The 15,075-nt window shown below is 71.4% G+C and carries 14 protein-coding genes; 9 read left to right on the top strand and 5 right to left on the bottom strand.

Annotated features, from left to right (window positions below; genetic code table 11):
- Nucleotides 1-29 precede the first annotated feature (29 nt).
- The 5 genes from OG878_RS36205 (at nt 30) to OG878_RS36185 (ending at nt 4,544) form a co-directional block, all read left to right on the top strand.
- The gene (locus OG878_RS36205; protein WP_328890688.1) at nt 30-1,181 is read left to right on the top strand and encodes a sensor histidine kinase; all 1,152 of its coding nucleotides are present in this window, start codon (nt 30-32) and stop codon (nt 1,179-1,181) included.
- On the top strand, nt 1,178-1,843 hold the full coding sequence (locus OG878_RS36200; protein ID WP_328890687.1) for a response regulator transcription factor: 666 nt from the start codon (nt 1,178-1,180) through the stop codon (nt 1,841-1,843). The genes OG878_RS36205 and OG878_RS36200 overlap by 4 nt, the downstream gene beginning before the upstream one ends.
- Nucleotides 1,844-2,470: 627 nt before the next feature.
- On the top strand, nt 2,471-3,463 hold the full coding sequence (gene dhaK, locus OG878_RS36195; RefSeq protein WP_328890686.1) for a dihydroxyacetone kinase subunit DhaK: 993 nt from the start codon (nt 2,471-2,473) through the stop codon (nt 3,461-3,463).
- Between the two features lie 50 nt (nt 3,464-3,513).
- The gene (gene dhaL, locus OG878_RS36190; protein WP_328890685.1) at nt 3,514-4,137 is read left to right on the top strand and encodes a dihydroxyacetone kinase subunit DhaL; all 624 of its coding nucleotides are present in this window, start codon (nt 3,514-3,516) and stop codon (nt 4,135-4,137) included.
- The gene (locus OG878_RS36185; RefSeq protein WP_328890684.1) at nt 4,134-4,544 is read left to right on the top strand and encodes a PTS-dependent dihydroxyacetone kinase phosphotransferase subunit DhaM; all 411 of its coding nucleotides are present in this window, start codon (nt 4,134-4,136) and stop codon (nt 4,542-4,544) included. The genes dhaL and OG878_RS36185 overlap by 4 nt, the downstream gene beginning before the upstream one ends.
- 98 nt (nt 4,545-4,642) lie before the next feature.
- Here the strand turns inward: OG878_RS36185 and OG878_RS36180 are convergent, their stop codons facing one another.
- Complete coding sequence (locus OG878_RS36180) at nt 4,643-8,071, bottom strand: phosphodiester glycosidase family protein (RefSeq protein ID WP_328891497.1); 3,429 nt, start codon at nt 8,069-8,071, stop codon at nt 4,643-4,645.
- Nucleotides 8,072-8,293: 222 nt separating this feature from the next.
- Here OG878_RS36180 and OG878_RS36175 point away from each other — a divergent pair, with 222 nt between their 5' ends.
- A complete protein-coding gene (locus OG878_RS36175) occupies nt 8,294-8,776 on the top strand; it encodes an NUDIX domain-containing protein (protein WP_328890683.1) in 483 nt (160 codons plus the stop codon).
- 4 nt (nt 8,777-8,780) lie between these two features.
- Here OG878_RS36175 and OG878_RS36170 read toward each other — a convergent pair whose 3' ends face one another.
- The 4 genes from OG878_RS36170 to OG878_RS36155 form a co-directional block, all read right to left on the bottom strand.
- The gene (locus tag OG878_RS36170; RefSeq protein ID WP_328890682.1) at nt 8,781-9,449 is read right to left on the bottom strand and encodes an NAD-dependent epimerase/dehydratase family protein; all 669 of its coding nucleotides are present in this window, start codon (nt 9,447-9,449) and stop codon (nt 8,781-8,783) included.
- 48 nt (nt 9,450-9,497) lie between these two features.
- On the bottom strand, nt 9,498-11,147 hold the full coding sequence (gene abc-f / locus OG878_RS36165) for a ribosomal protection-like ABC-F family protein (protein ID WP_328890681.1): 1,650 nt from the start codon (nt 11,145-11,147) through the stop codon (nt 9,498-9,500).
- 433 nt (nt 11,148-11,580) lie between these two features.
- The gene (locus OG878_RS36160) at nt 11,581-12,519 is read right to left on the bottom strand and encodes a M48 family metalloprotease (RefSeq protein ID WP_328890680.1); all 939 of its coding nucleotides are present in this window, start codon (nt 12,517-12,519) and stop codon (nt 11,581-11,583) included.
- On the bottom strand, nt 12,516-12,977 hold the full coding sequence (locus OG878_RS36155; RefSeq protein ID WP_328890679.1) for a BlaI/MecI/CopY family transcriptional regulator: 462 nt from the start codon (nt 12,975-12,977) through the stop codon (nt 12,516-12,518). Before OG878_RS36155 ends, OG878_RS36160 begins: the two co-directional genes overlap by 4 nt.
- Nucleotides 12,978-13,090: 113 nt before the next feature.
- On the opposite strand from OG878_RS36155, the gene OG878_RS36150 reads away from it, so the two are divergent.
- Genes OG878_RS36150 through OG878_RS36140 form a run of 3 tightly spaced genes read left to right on the top strand, consistent with a single transcriptional unit; the run spans nt 13,091 to nt 15,059 of the window.
- Nucleotides 13,091-13,759, top strand: a complete 669-nt coding sequence (locus tag OG878_RS36150) for a DedA family protein (RefSeq protein ID WP_328890678.1) — start codon at nt 13,091-13,093, stop codon at nt 13,757-13,759.
- Nucleotides 13,759-14,361: a phosphatase PAP2 family protein gene (locus tag OG878_RS36145; RefSeq protein WP_328890677.1), complete on the top strand. Its 603-nt coding sequence runs from the start codon at nt 13,759-13,761 to the stop codon at nt 14,359-14,361. Before OG878_RS36150 ends, OG878_RS36145 begins: the two co-directional genes overlap by 1 nt.
- A complete protein-coding gene (locus OG878_RS36140) occupies nt 14,358-15,059 on the top strand; it encodes a phosphatase PAP2 family protein (protein WP_328890676.1) in 702 nt (233 codons plus the stop codon). The genes OG878_RS36145 and OG878_RS36140 overlap by 4 nt, the downstream gene beginning before the upstream one ends.
- The last annotated feature ends 16 nt before the right edge of the window (nt 15,060-15,075 follow it).

Below are 15,075 nucleotides of genomic sequence, written 5' to 3'. Positions count from 1 at the left end.
CCGACCGTCCAGCCTGGCGTCCATTCGCCGTGGACGCCGTGGCTGTTGTCTGCTGTGTACTCATCACCGGACCGATCATGATGCTGGTGTCGCACCAGGACCAAGCCGATCTTCGTCCGGCCGGTGCGGTATCCGCCGTCTGCAGTTTGCTGGTGCTGTGTGCCCACCGATGGCCACGTGCAACGACGTGGGCAACGGCTACGACCGGCGTGGTACTTCTCGCCCTTGTGCCTGATGCGCCGCCGCCTCCCGCACCGGCGGTTGCAGCGCTTTTCCTGCTCGCAGCCCGGACGGACCGCCGAACCGCCGTGCGCACCAGCGCGGCAGTGGGCGTTGCGATGACCGCTGCCGCGTTCGTCGTGCGCCCCGAAATGTCGGCCGTGGAGTCCAACCTTGCGCTTCTGGCATGGACCCAACTGCCCACCGCGGTCGGGGACGCGGTACGGAGCCGACGCGAACTCCTGGTCTCCTATCAGGAACGCGCAGAGCACGCCGAGGCAACCAGGGAAGAGGAAGCGCGCCGGCAGGTCGTGGCCGAGCGCATGCGCCTCGCCCGGGAACTGCATGACGTCGTGACGCACCACCTCACCCTGGTCAACGCGCAGGCCGGAGTGGCCCACCATCTGGTTCGCCAGGATGCCGAGCGCGCCTACAGGGCTCTCGGGCAGATCCGCGACACCAGCCGAGCGGCACTTGACGAACTGCGCGCCACCGTCGGCCTGCTGCGTCAGGCCGACGACTCCGACCAGCCCCTTGCCCCGGCGCCCGGACTGCGTGACCTGCCGGCGCTGCTCGACTCGTTCCGCCATGCCGGCCTCTGCGTGGAAGCCCGATGCGACAGGCCGCGCGCCACTCTTCCGCCCCTGACCGACCTGGCCGCCTACAGGGTGGTCCAGGAGGCGATGACGAACGCGCAAAAACACGTTGCCGATGCCCGTGTGTCCGTGGTCATCGCGGTTCACCGAACCCACCTGGAAGTCTCCGTCACCGACGACGGGGGAACCGGACCACGTCACGGTTCCGGCACGGGCCTGGGGTTGATCAGCCTCACAGAGCGCGTACGCGCGGCGGGCGGAACCCTGCAGGCCGGCCTCCAGATGTCGGGCGGCTACCGCGTTCACGCACTCCTGCCCATCGGTTCGAACGGCTTTCCGCCGGCAAGCCCCCGGGAGGGCGGATGAGCATCCGCGTGCTCCTGGTCGATGACCAGGCGCTGCTCAGAGGGACCTTCCGCATCCTGCTGGAGGCCACGCCGGGCATCGAAGTCGTCGGTGAGGCATGCGACGGGTCGGACGCCGTGGACCAAGTCCGGAGTCGGCCAACGGATGTGGTGTTGATGGACATCCGCATGGCCGGCCTCGACGGGATCGAAGCGACACGGATCATCACCGGTGACAAGGCCCTTGCCGGGGTGAAAGTACTGATCCTGACCACGTTCGAGACCGACGAGTACGTAGCGGATGCACTGCACGCGGGAGCGAGTGGATTCGTGGGCAAGGGCATCCACCCGCAGGAGCTGATCGATGCGATCAGGACGATCGCCGCCGGTGACGCGCTGCTGTCGCCCGCAGCGACACGGTCACTGATCCAGCGCTTCCTCGCACGCCGGCCCCCCGTACGGCACGCTGCGCCGATGTTGGAGAGTCTGACCGGGCGGGAGCGCGAGGTGGTGATGCTGGCGGCCATGGGACTGTCCAACGATGAGATCGCGGATCACCTCGGCATCTCCGTCCTCACGGCGAAAACACATGTGAACCGGGCCATGGTGAAGCTGGGAGCCAGAGACAGGGCGCACCTGGTCATTGCCGCCTACGAGGGAGGCTTGGTCCACCCCTCACAGTGAACAGGCAGCGAGCCGGGACTGAAGACCAAGCGGATCACAGCCGTCGTCTCCGTCCTCGCCTCACGACGGCTGTGGCCACCGGCCCGGTCTCTCGGATCCGCCGGCTGACATCGTCGAGCGCTCGGCGCCGGGCTGTGTGCCGCCGTACATCACGACGAACCACACGGTGGACACCCACCTGTACCCGGTCGCTGGGGTACTACTGGCGCATGCAGCAGGTCATGTCCGATCACGCCGGCTCGAAGCGGTGGGACTCGCTCATTCACTGCTTGGGCCCTGACACCCCGGTGAAGAGCAGCGCGGGCGGTACGTGGACGTCGGACAACAGCCGCGCCTACTACCCCGAGAAGCACGTTCACCTCCACCCCGCCCATGATGAGGCTGTCGAGACCCGTGCGGAGCCTCATCCACCCGTTGATACTTGGCATGTAAATGTGCACACGCAACTCGCACTCGACGCCGCCTCACCTGACAATGCATCACGATGTCGGCGTCGAGTCGGCATCAGTACCGCACAGAAACGCCCTCCGCCGTCATGAACCACCAAGATCAAAAACTCGCACCACATACTCTGACCTGCAAAAACCTGCTCAGCAGCTCGCCTGCTAATCTCGTCGGGAGGTACTTATGAGGATGCTGATCAACGTCCCGGAGACCGTTGTAGCGGACGCCTTGCGCGGCATGGCCGCCGCTCACCCCGAACTGACCGTGGACGTCGAGAATCGCGTCGTCGTGCGGCGTGACGCTCCCGTCGCCGGCAAGGTGGCGCTCGTCTCCGGAGGCGGGTCCGGGCATGAGCCGTTGCACGCCGGCTTCGTCGGGCCGGGGATGCTGTCCGCCGCCTGTCCCGGTGAGGTGTTCACGTCGCCCGTGCCCGACCAGATGGTGCGGGCCGCCGTCGCGGTCGACAGCGGTGCGGGGGTGCTGTTCATCGTGAAGAACTACACCGGCGATGTGCTGAACTTCGAGATGGCCGCCGAGCTCGCCGAGGACGAGGGCGTGCGGGTGGCCAAGGTGCTCGTCAACGACGACGTGGCGGTGACGGACAGTCTTTTCACGGCGGGGCGGCGTGGCACGGGTGCCACCCTCTTCGTCGAGAAGATCGCCGGGGCGGCCGCCGATGAGGGTGCACCGCTGGAGCGGGTGGAGGCCATCGCGCGGCAGGTCAACGAGGCGTCCCGCAGTTTCGGGGTGGCGCTCAGTTCCGTCACCACGCCCGCCAAGGGGTCCCCCACCTTCGATCTGCCGCCCGGCGAACTGGAGCTGGGGATCGGGATCCATGGTGAGCCGGGGCGGGAACGGCGTCCGATGATGACGTCGGGAGAGATCGCCGACTTCGCGGTGAACGCGGTGGTGGACGATCTGCGGCCGAACAGTCCGGTGCTCGTGCTGGTCAACGGAATGGGGGCAACGCCCCTGCTGGAGCTGTACGGGTTCAATGCCGAGGTGCAGCGGGTGCTGTCGGAGAGGCATGTCTCGGTGGCCCGTACGCTCGTGGGGAACTATGTGACCTCGCTCGACATGGCGGGATGTTCGGTGACGCTGTGCCAACTCGACGAGGAACTGCTGCGGCTCTGGGCGGCGCCCGTGGAGACGCCCGCCCTCCGCTGGGGCCGCTGAACGTGCTCACCCGTACACCCGTGACGATGTTTCAGGGACAAGGAGATCTTGTGCTCGATGCCGACTTCTTCCGCCGTTGGATGGTCACCGCCGCGGCCGCGGTGGATCGCGAGGCCGACCACCTCACCGAACTCGACTCGGCGATCGGGGACGCCGATCACGGCAGCAATCTGCAGCGGGGATTCTCCGCGGTGACCGCGGTGCTGGAGAAGGAGTCACCGCAGACGCCGGGGGCCGTACTGACGCTTGCGGGGCGGCAGTTGATCTCGACGGTCGGCGGGGCTTCGGGGCCGTTGTACGGAACGCTGCTGCGGCGTACGGGGAAGGCACTGGGTGATGCGGCCGCCGTGACGGAGGACCAGCTGGCCGAGGCGCTCGCCGTGGGGGTCGCGGCCGTCGCGCAGCTCGGCGGAGCGCAGGCCGGGGACAAGACCATGCTCGACGCGCTGCTGCCGGCCGTCGCGGCGCTCGGTACGTCGCCCCGCGCGGCCCGGGACGCGGCCGATGCGGGTGCCGCGGCGACCGTACCGATGCTGGCCCGCAAGGGCAGGGCGAGCTACCTCGGTGAGCGCAGCGTCGGGCATCAGGATCCGGGGGCGACGTCGTCGGCTCTGCTGATCGCCGCACTCGCCGAGACCAGCGGCGCCAGCGGAGGGAACGGGGACGGCGCATGAGCGGGGAGAGGCAGGTCGGGATCGTCCTGGTGTCGCACAGCGGGCAGGTCGCCGAGTCGGTCGCCGAGCTGGCCAGGGGGCTGGCGGCCGGAGGCGCGACGGCACCGGTGGCCGCGGCCGGTGGTACGGCCGCGGGTGGGCTCGGGACCAGCGCGGAGCTGATCGCCGAAGCCGCCCGTTCGGTCGACGGCGGCGTGGGGATCGCGGTGCTGGTCGATGTCGGCAGCGCGGTGCTCACGGTCAAGGCGATGCTGGCCGAGGGGGACGAACTCCCGGAAGGGGCACGCCTGGTGGATGCGCCGTTCGTCGAGGGCGCGGTGGCCGCGCTGGTCACCGCGTCGGCGGGCGGCGACCTGGCGGCGGTGGTGGCCGCCGCCGGGGAGGCGTACTCCTACCGAAAGGTGTAGAGGTACCTGCGGTGGACACGGCGGCCTCGCACCCGGCTTCTGGGAACCGGGTACGAGGCCGCCGTGTCCGCATGTGTGCTGCGGACCGGGCTCGTCGGTCAGGCCGCCGACGCGGAGCCCGTCGCGGCGATGGTGATCTGTGTGCGCGTTGTCGTGCCGTTGGCCGTCACCGCGAGCGTGATCGTACCCGGCCTGAGGGCGGTGAGCATGCCGGTGACCGGGTCGAAGACCGCTGTGTGCCGGGGGCGGGCACCGTCCCGGTCGCCGATGCGGACGTTCGGGGACGCGGTCCAGTCCGCGGCCAGCGGGAATGCGACCGGCACGCTGCGGGCTCCCTGGGTGACCGTCGCAGTGACCTTCGCTGCGCTGCCCGCACGGAGTGCGGACGGGGCGTCGAGGGTCAGCACGTCGACGTGCGCCCGGGTCTGGACCGAGACCCAGTCGGGTGCGCCCTGCCACGGCTTCTGACGCGCGGCGGCCTGTTCACCGCCGGAGATGCGGTCCGCGCCGACGAGGGACCAGCCGGTGAAGCCGCCTTCGTCCGCCGGGCCGGCCGGTGCCTTGCCGGAGTTGCCGTTGATCAGGTAGGGCACTCCGTCGACGTGCGAGGCGTGGAAGACTCCCACGTGACTGCCGATGAACGCGGCCCCCTTGCCCGTCGAACGGCGGAAGTCGGCGAGCCACTGCTCGACGAGGGCGGCCTCCTTGCGGTCTCCGAGCTGGCTGCCCTTCTGTACGGTCGGGTCACGCGGTGGGACGTGCTCGATCAGCATCACGGAGTCGACGGAGCGGTCCTCGGCCGCCGCGTCGAGCTGGGCGCGCAACTCCTTGATCTGGGCGAAGCCGCCGCCGCGCAGGGTGAGGCTCGACGTGTCGAGCGTGATGATGCGGGTGCCGTTGTGGTCGAACGTCCGCTGGACGGGGCCGAATTCGGTGATGAAGTTGTCGATCTTCCCGCCCATCACTTCATGGTTGCCGGGCACGTAATACCAGGGCAGCGCGTCGCCGAGTTCCTCGGTCAGGATCCGGTGGGCGAAGGCGAGGTCCGCGGGTGATCCCTCGTCGACGAGGTCGCCGTTGATGACCAGGAAGTCGGGGTGCGCCGCCTTGATCTCGCGCAGGGTGCGCCGTGCCTGGGCGACGATCGCGCTGTCCGGGTCACGGGCGACGAACTGGGCGTCGGACATCACCGCGAACTGCCAGTCCCGGTGTTCGGTGACCGAGGCCGGATCAATCAACGGGTCGACGGTGGCCGCCTGTTCGGGCAGGTCGACGGTGGGCGGCACCTGGGCGGTGAGGTCGTCGATGACGATCTCACCGGTGTACTGCTGGGTGGCCGCCGTCTCGGCAAGGTAGAAGCGGTAGACGCCGAGCGGCATGGCCGCGCCCGTCGGCACGGCGAAGGTGACCTGCCGCCAGCCGGTCCAGGTGACGTACGGTCCACGCAGCAACTGGTCCGAACCTGCGGCGTCCTTGAGATGCAGCGTGGGCCAGGCGCCCTTGCCGTCGCCCTTGATCCAGAGCTTGAACGACTGGGGCTGTCCGGGCACGGGGACCGGCTGAGGCGGTGCGGCGTAGGCGGCGCGGGTCGCGGTCGACTGGGTGAAGTCGTAGGTGAGTTCCAGTCCGGTGCCGGTGTGGCCGTCGGGCGTGGCGGCGAGCGATCCGCTCGCCCGCGCCTGGCTGAACTTCCAGGATCCGGCGTCGTCGAAGTCGGAGACGGCCTGCTCGGCAAGGCCGACGCTGACCGCGAGGGCGGTGGTGGTGCCCGCGACGGTCGCCTTGATCTGTCCGGCGCCGCTGCCGGTGCGGGAGGTGACGGTGAAGCTGCCCTTGCCGTCGTCACGGATGTCGAAGAGGGCGTGGTCGTAGTCGAGCGTGACGTCGCGCGGTTCGACGGGGGCGCTGGTGCCGTGTGCGTCGAGTCCGACGAGGCCGAAGGTGCCGGCGGCATCGGCGCCGGCGAGGCCCACCCGCTGAGTGGTCGGCTCGATCCGAGCCAGTGTGTCGAGGACGGTCAGCGTGGTGCTTCCGTGGGCGGTTCCCTGTTCGGCACGCACGTCCGTGGTGCCGCTGCGGCGTGCGGTGAAGAGCCCGTTGCGGTCGACCGTTCCGGTGGCGCCGCGGGTGGTGCGCCAGTGCGGGGTGCCGGTGGCGGGGCCGTACGTCTCGTCGTATCCGGTCGCGGTCAGACGACGGGTGAGCCCGGGGAAGACCCGGTCGGGGTGGCCGCCCTTGACCGGGTCGGCGCCGGGTGCCGAGCCGGCCGGGGTACGGGTGTCGATCCAGAAGCCCTTGAGGTGGCCGCTGCCATCGGGGGCGGTGAGGACGAGGCCGTTGGGGACGGTGCGTTCGGTGCCGTCGGACGGGCTGTTCTCCACCTGGAGCGCGTCACTGCCGGGCCGGCGGGCGACGAGGGTGGACGAGCCGCCGCCGTCCAGGTTGAGTGCGCTGTACGCACCGGCGTTCCGCATCATCAGGCCGAGTTCGGTGAGGGTGACGCCGCCGCTGTCGGCCTGCCGCCCGTCGACGGTGAGGATCTGCATCGTGCGGCCGTCCTGGGAGAAGCCGACGGCGGTGCGGGGCGCGGCGGTGTTGTTGCCCTCGCCGTCGTGGTTCTGGGCCACACCGTCGACGACGAGGAGTTCCCGGCCGCCGACCGCGGTGCGCGGTACGGGACCTGCGTCGGTGCGTGCGCGGTAGGTCAGCGACACGGGGTCGCCGGGCCGGAGCGCCTTGATCGCTGTGGCTCCGGCCTCGCGGCCGACGAGGATCGTGGTGTCCTCGGCGACGGCGCCCGAGCCGGGGGCGTCCGCAACGGAGACGACCTTGCCGTCCCGTACGACCGCTTCGGCGACCGGAGTCGCGCTGTCCACGGTCAGTGCGCGGTCGGCGGTTCCCCAGACCGAGGTGTACGCGCCCACTCCCCCGGCCGGCACATTGGCGGCGTTGTACGCGGCGAGCGGCTGCTCACCGGACGGCAGGGTGAGCGTTCCCTCGAAGTACAGGTTGAGGATGCGGCCCGCACTGTCGGGGCCGATGCCGACCGCCCGGTTGACGCCGGGGGCCGGGGACTGGACGGTCGCACCGTCCTTGATGCCGACGCCCTCGGGCGCACCGGTCTGGTTGATGTCGAAGAAGTCGGCGTTGATCGCGGCGACGGTCCGGCGGCCGGGGCCCGCGTCGTGTCCGGCGGCCAGCTCGGAGACCGTACGCCGGTCGGACACCTTGCCGGTGGAGAGGTAGTCGGCCTGTGCGCCGGTGCCGTCGAGGTCGACGGAGAGGGAGTCGACCCGCAGCCACTTGTCCGCCTCGAGCCGGTCGTACGAGCTGAGGCGGACGCCGGGGGCGACCGGCCGTGACGTACGGGCGGTCTCGATGCCGTCGCCGTCGACGACGGACCGGGGCGCCCCGGTCGCATTGCTCGCGGCGGGCGGCGCAACGGGTCTGAGGATCTCGGCGGAGTTCCGGGGGCGGGGGTCGGGGGTCGAATCGGCGACGGCCGGGACGATGGCTGCCACCGTCATCGCGGACACCGTCGCGAGCAGCACGAGCGGACGTGTCGCTTTGCCGACTATGCCAGGGCCCACAAGTCCTCCTGGAATGACGATGGTTGCGCGGGCAGTAAGCGCTCTCGGCGGCCAGCATGGCCGGACGGGGCTCCACGCACCAGAGGGCATCGGGAACCACAGGGGAAACAGGGTGCGGCGACTCGAGGACGCACGTGACCATCGGCCAGAATTGACGGCATGTCGTCTCAGAAGCGCAGTGCGGGACTTCTGCTGTTCCGGTCCACGGACGGCGGCGCCGGGTTCGAGGTGTTCCTCGGGCACATGGGCGGCCCGTTCTGGGCGAGCCGCGACGCGGCGGCGTGGTCGGTGCCCAAGGGCGAGTACGGCCCCGACGAGGAACCCGCGGCCGCTGCGCGCCGTGAGTTCGAGGAGGAGTTCGGCCATCCGGCACCTGACGGGGTGTGGGTGCCGCTCGGCGAGTCGCGGCAGACCGGTGGCAAGTCGGTGGTGGTGTGGGCGCTGGAGGCCGATGTGGATCCGGCGCGCGCCGTACCGGGGACGTTCACCATGGAGTGGCCTCGGGGGTCCGGCATGCAGAAGGAGTTCCCGGAGATCGACCGGTTCGCCTGGTGTACGCCGCAGGAGGCGGCGGAGCGGCTCGTCACGGGCCAGCGGGTGTTCGTCGAGCGGCTGGGCGAGTACGTCCGGGGCAGGCGCTGACGGGCTATGCGCCGGCCGCGCGGTTGATCTCCGGGCTGTGCAGGATGTGTTCGCCGGAGCCCTTTCGTCCGACGACGGCGATCATGGCACGCCCCAGATCGTCGGTGGTCGTCACATGGCTCGGCATGATCCGCCGGAGCACCGGATACAGCCAGGAGACGCCCCGGTACATCCAGCGGTACAAGGAGGTCTTCGACGTCGCGCCGTGCAGCGGCTGGATGTAGCCGGGCCGGAACATGTACGCATGGAAGTCCATCGCCAGCAGCTCGTTCTCCGTGCGCCCCTTGACCCGCGCCCACGCGGAACGGCCCTTCTCGGTGCTGTCCGTGCCTTCTCCGGAGACGTACGTGAAGGTCAGCCCCGGGTTGTGGGCGGCGACCGCGCGGGCCGCGGCCAGGGTGTACGTGTACGTGATGCGGGTGTACTCCTCCTCGCTGAGCCCCGTGGAGGTGACGCCCAGGCAGAAGAAGCACGCGTCGAGGCCGGTGAGTTCACCGTCGATCGCGGAGAAGTCCGTGAAGTCGCCGTGGACGACCTCACGGACCTTGGGGTGCCGCACACCGGACGTGGTACGGCCGACGATCAGGACGCTCTCGACCCGGTCGTCGAGCAGGCAGGCCCGAAGGACACCCTGGCCCACCATCCCGGTGGCGCCGAAAATGATCACTCTCACAGCTGCTGCTCCGGGTGTCTGAATCACGTCGCTGGTGCGGCTCGCACTCTACGTGCGGTGCCCGGCGACCGGTCGCCCGGCACGGAGTTCGAGCCGGTCGCCGGTGAACCGGCTGCGGAAGCTGCGGTCGTGGGAGACCACGACCACCGCTCCCCGGTACTGGGCCAGTGCCGCCTCCAGCTCCTCCACCAGGCCGAGCGCGATGTGGTTCGTCGGCTCGTCGAGCACCAGCAGATCGGCCGGGCGGGTGACGAGCCGGGCGATGGCGAGCCGTCGCTGTTGTCCGACGGAGAGGTCGGCCACGGGCACCGTCAGGTCCTCCGGCCGGAACAGGCCCAGGGCCAGGAGCTGCTCAGCCCACTCGTCGGGTGGGCCGGGGCGCCCGGCCGCGAAGGTCGCGAGCAGGGAGCGGCGGGTCGGCCTGGCCGGAAGTTCCTGCGGGAGGTAGCCGATCCTGGCCCGGCGGCGGACGGTGCCCCGGTCGGGTCGGAGATCTCCGGCCAGGACCCGCAACAGGGTGGTCTTCCCGGCGCCGTTGGGCCCGGTGACGAGCAGCCGCTGTCCCGCGGTGACCTGCCAGGCGGGCAGGTGGAGCCGGTCGCCGACGACGATGGAGTCGAGTTCTGCGAGGGGCTCCCGGTGCGGTTCGCCGTCCCCCGCCACGGCCAGGTCGGCGGTGAAGCGCAGTGGCCTGGGCGGGGCGGGCACGGGTGACCGCCGCAGTTCGTCCAGCCGGATTCTGGCCGCCCTGACCTGCCCGGACAGCTTGGTCTCGTGCGAGCGGCGGTGCTTGCCCCAGCCCTCGTGGGGGTCCTTTCCGGTCCCGGCCAGCCGTCGGCCGGCGGCTCTGACGAGTTCCTCGGTGCGGGCCACCTCGTCGAGCCATTCCTGGTGGTCCAGCGCCCAGCGGCGCCGGGTGGCGGCCTTTGCGGTGCGGTAGCCGTCCCAGCCGTCCCCGTACCGGACGACGTTGCGCAGATCCCGGTCGACCTCCAGGATCACGGTGGTGGTGCGCTCCAGGAAGGCCCGGTCGTGGGTGATGACGACGAGGGTCCCCCGGTGGGCGCGGAGATGCTCCTCCAGCCAGTCGGTGGCACGGTGGTCGAGGTGGTTGGTCGGCTCGTCGAGCAGCAGCAGTTCTGGGGCGGAGGCCAGCACGCAGGCGAGCGCGAGCCTGGACTGTTCGCCACCGGACAGCGTGCCGAGGGGGCGGTCACGGGTGAGGTGACCGATACGGAGTCCGTGCAGCGCAGCGTCGACCCGGGCGTCGGCCCGGTAGCCGTCGCGTTCCTCGTACGCTGTCAACAGGTCGCCGTATGCGGTGAGTTCGGCCTGCGTGGGGGTGTCCGACACGGCAAGTGCGGCTTCTGCGGTGCGGATCTGCCGTTCCAGTTCGCGCAGTTCGGCGAGGGCGGTGTCGACGGCGTCCTGCACGGTGCGGGTGGCGACGAGCGCGAGGGTCTGGGCGAGATGGCCGATGCCGGCGTGGAACCGGACGCCGATGTCGCCGGTGTCCGGCTGCTCCGCCCCGGCCATCAGCCGGAGCAGTGTCGACTTCCCGGATCCGTTCTCGCCGATCACGCCCACGCGGTCGCCGGGGCGGACGGTGAGCGACACCTGGTCGAGGACGGTTCGGTCTCCGTACGCCTTGGAGACGTTCTTCATGGTCAGCTGGGCACGATCGTGCTGAACGGTCATGGGTGGGTGGCTTCCCTGGGACGAGGTGCCCCGGACGGCGCACGGAAGGCGCTGCGGGGCGGGGATCCGGACGGGCGGAAGGAAGGGAGCGGCACGCGCGGAAGTGACCGTTCGGGTCACACGGCGGCGCTCAGCGGCGCATGGCGGCGCCGCTGTCCGGAATCAGCGGAAGAAGTAGTACGAACCCATGACGCTCAGTGTAGCCACGGCGTGCGGCCGCGAGCGCTGGTCACTCGTGCGGCCGGAGGATCGTGTCTTGGTCCTGCACCCGGTTCCGCGTCGGGGGCCCGGGCGGGGACCCGATGCTCCCCCGCTCACCACGGGCTGCGCTCGCATGCCGTCCGCCGATGGTGCGCCGCACGCCCTACGGACTCGCTGCCGCGCCTTCCGGCTCACCGTGGATGCTCCGGCCTGCGCCTCAGCCGGTGCGGACTCAGCGCTGCGGGCTCTCGCCCTGCGCCACCTCGATGCTGTGGTGCAGATCGTGCGTCGCGTCGATCGCGGCCGCTCCGGACAGGGCGAGGCAGGCCAGCAGCGCCGCCGCGGCCACACGGCCTGCGCGGGGGCGGGGGGCCGCGCGGCCGAGGAGTGCCGCGACCCGGCGCGGCACCGGTCCGGCCGCTGCGGCGAGCGCCACGCGGGGGCGCGCCTGCGCCCCTTCGGCGGCCCGTGCGGCGAGCGCGGCGCGTCCGATCGCGCGCGCTGCGACCCGCCGGTCGCCGATCGCCGCGGCGGCCGCCTCGTCGGCGCAGCGCTCCAGCGCGTAGCCCATGGGGGCGCGCAGGGAGCGCAGTGCGGGATGGCAGAGGGCAGCCAGTTCGGCTGCGGCGTGGAGGAGGTGGTGTCGGCCCGCGAGATGGGCGCGTTCGTGAGCGAGCAGGGCGTCGCGTTCGACGGGGTCGAGGGCGCGCAGCATGCCCGTGGTCACGACGATCCGGCCCGGGCTGCCCGGGAGGCCGGGCAGCGCATAGGCGTCGGGACGGCTGTCGCGCAGGACGGCGAGTTCGCCGACCGAACCGTCGGTGACCTCGACTGCGCGGTGCAGTTCCTTCCAGTGCCGGCGGGTGGAACGGACCACTGCGGCGGCGCAGCCGGCCAGCAGCGTCAGGGCGGCGCATGCGAGCGGGACGGCCACCGCGGGCGCGGCGGCGAGCGGCTTCACGAGCTCGCCGACCGCGGCCACGGCGGTCAGCCGCGTCGCGCCGGGCACCACCAGCAGGACCAGGGCAAGCGTGCTGCAGAAGGCGAGACCGACGGCTGCCGAGGCGAGCAGCCGCACGGCGTGCCGGGGCGACAGGGCGTCCGCCAGACGACGGGCAGCGGGAACCGTGACGAACGGCATGAGCAGCGGAACCCACACGGCGTAGATCATCGGGAGTCTCCGTCGAGCAGCCGGCGGAGCAGTTGCTCGTCCTCGTCGGTGAGCTGCGAGACGAACCGGGCCAGCACGGTGCTGCGGTCCTCCTCCTTCTGCAGCTCGCTGTGCATCCGGCGGGCGGTGAGTCCGGGCGCGTCCTCGGTGGGGGTGTACGCGAAGCCGCGCCCCGACCGGGTACGGCTGACCGTGCCCTTCTCGTACAGCCTGGTCAGGATCGTGGTGACGGTGGTGCGGGCCAGCGGCCCACCGAGGGAGCGCTGCACCTGGCCGGGGGTGAGCGGGGTGTCGGCCGCCCAGAGGGCCGCGAGAACGGTGGATTCCAGCTCGCCGGCCGGACGTCGCTCCGGCACCGCACCGTGTTCCGTACCCGGCCCGCTGTGCGGCCGAGAGCTCGGCTCGGCGGCCGCGCGAGGGTCCGGATCGCCGCTCGATATCCCCTGCACCTCGGGCATGGGAACCCTCCCTCCGCTTCAAGCGTCTACAGTGATGTAGACCGTCTACATCACTGTAGTCAGTAGGGCGTCCTGCCGATGCGCCCGCTCACCATTATGGGAGGCCCTCCGCCGTGTCCGTATCCTCACTGGCGGCCGCGCCACAAGCGGTGAACCTGCTCGACGCAGGGTCACTGCTCGCCGCGTTCGGCGCGCTCGGCATCGCGGCCGTGCTGTTCGCCGAGACGGGGCTGCTCGTCGGCTTCTTCCTCCCCGGCGACTCCCTGCTGTTCACGGCGGGTCTGTTCAGCGTGCCGGGCACCCACGGGCCGGTCCACCTCTCGCTGTCCCAGGTGCTGATCGCCTCCGTGGCCGGCGCGCTGCTCGGCGCGCAGACCGGATACGCGATCGGGCGTCGTGGCGGTCGCGCCCTGCTGTCCCGGAGCCGGGCCAAGCGGCTGCACGAGGGCGCGGCCCGCGCGGAGGAGCTGCTCGGCAGATACGGCCATGCGCGGGCGATCGTGCTGGCGCGCTTCGTCCCTGTGGTGCGTACGGTGCTCAACCCTCTGGCCGGGGCGCTCAACGTACCGGCCCGGCTGTTCACGCTCTGGCAGATCGTCGGCGGCACGCTCTGGACGGTCGGGCTGGTGCTCGCGGGGTACGGACTGGGGTCGTCGGTGCCGAATGTCGACCGCTATCTGCTGCCGATCGTCGCCGTCGTGGTCGTCGTGTCCCTCATCCCTCTCGCCGCCGAACTGCTGCGCTCGCGCGACCGGCGTGCCGTCGAAGGAGACCGGAACTGATGCCACTCGCCTCCGCCGCCACCTCGCTCGACGGTGGCCTGTACACCTGGATCACCGGGCTGGCCGAGCGCACCCCCGCCACTCTCGACACCGGGGTCCGCGTCTGGTCCGACTTCGGTCTCGGGCTCTTCGCCCTGCTGATGCTCGCGGCCTGGTGGCGGTCCCGTTCCTCGGCCCCCGCGCGCGCAGCCATGGCGCTCTGCGCGCCCCTGGTCGTGGTGGCCGCCTATGCGGTCAACGACGTACTGAAGATTGCCGTCCATGAGCAACGGCCCTGCCAGACGCTGCACGCGGTCACGCTGGAGTCGTGCCCACCGCTCGGCGACTGGTCCTTCCCCAGCAATCACGCCGCGATCGCGGCAGCGGCGGCGGTCGCGCTTGTGCTGACCGACCGCCGGCTCGGCGCCATCGCCATACCCGCGGCGCTCCTGATGGCTGCGTCCCGGGTCTGGATCGGGGTGCACTATCCGCACGATGCGCTGACCGGCCTGGCCACCGGTGCGCTCGTCGGCTGGCCGCTGACGGTCGCCGCGCGGCGCTGCGCTCCCGCGGTGGAGCGGCTGCGCGACAGCCGGTTGCGCCCGCTGGTGGCGGCGCGGTGACCGACGAGGCGCCGGCGACGGGGCGCATCCGGTTCGCGGACAGCCCGGTGGTTCCCCGACTCGGTGCGGCGCTCGGGGCCGCACTGACCGGGGCGGGTGGCCTCCTCGGCCTGACGGTGCTGGTTCTCATGGCCGGGCACGGGTCCGTGCTGCCGATCGACCGGGCCGCGCACACATGGTCGATGCACCATCGGCCCGGCGTGCTCGTCACGTTGGCCGGGGTCGTCACGGCAACGGGGACGGGTGTGTTTCCGTACGCCGCCGCGGTGGCGGCCGGGCTGATCGCCGGCCGGGACATGCGCCGCCGCCTGGGGTGTGCGCTCGGCGCCCTTGTCTTCCTGCTGCTCGGGCAGGCGCTGCGTTACGGGCTGATGGAGGCGATCGGCCGGTCCCGCCCGCCGGTGGGTCACTGGGCGACGCACGCCTCGGGGTTCGCGTTCCCGTCCGGGCACGCGACGACGTCCACGCTGATGGCGGGCCTGCTGGTGGCGGCGATCGGCCACCGGGCACGCGGGAGCGGGGCCGGCGGCGTCGCGGCCGTACTGCTCGGCTGCTGGGCCGTGGCCGTCGGACTGAGCCGGATTCTGCTCGGGGTGCACTGGGCAACGGATGTGGTGGCCGGCTGGCTGTTCGCCGCATGCTGGCTGGGGCTCGGCGCCGCGCTGATACGGACGGCACGGCCCGGGCACCCCGGTTGACCTGCCGGTGCCGGTC

This window comes from Streptomyces sp. NBC_00316 (genome assembly GCF_036158715.1).
Classification (GTDB): domain Bacteria; phylum Actinomycetota; class Actinomycetes; order Streptomycetales; family Streptomycetaceae; genus Streptomyces.
This window is presented reverse-complemented; position numbering and strand designations above follow the sequence as displayed.

Bases quoted from the DNA above. Each gene is read 5' to 3' on its own strand.
- OG878_RS36200 (WP_328890687.1), top strand. From the start codon at position 1,178: ATGAGCATCCGCGTGCTCCTGGTCGATGACCAGGCGCTGCTCAGAGGG.
- dhaK (WP_328890686.1), top strand. From the start codon at position 2,471: ATGAGGATGCTGATCAACGTCCCGGAGACCGTTGTAGCGGACGCCTTG.
- OG878_RS36185 (WP_328890684.1), top strand. From the start codon at position 4,134: ATGAGCGGGGAGAGGCAGGTCGGGATCGTCCTGGTGTCGCACAGCGGG.
- OG878_RS36180 (WP_328891497.1), bottom strand. From the start codon at position 8,071: ATGACGGTGGCAGCCATCGTCCCGGCCGTCGCCGATTCGACCCCCGAC.
- OG878_RS36175 (WP_328890683.1), top strand. From the start codon at position 8,294: ATGTCGTCTCAGAAGCGCAGTGCGGGACTTCTGCTGTTCCGGTCCACG.
- abc-f (WP_328890681.1), bottom strand. From the start codon at position 11,147: ATGACCGTTCAGCACGATCGTGCCCAGCTGACCATGAAGAACGTCTCC.
- OG878_RS36160 (WP_328890680.1), bottom strand. From the start codon at position 12,519: ATGATCTACGCCGTGTGGGTTCCGCTGCTCATGCCGTTCGTCACGGTT.
- OG878_RS36155 (WP_328890679.1), bottom strand. From the start codon at position 12,977: ATGCCCGAGGTGCAGGGGATATCGAGCGGCGATCCGGACCCTCGCGCG.
- OG878_RS36145 (WP_328890677.1), top strand. From the start codon at position 13,759: ATGCCACTCGCCTCCGCCGCCACCTCGCTCGACGGTGGCCTGTACACC.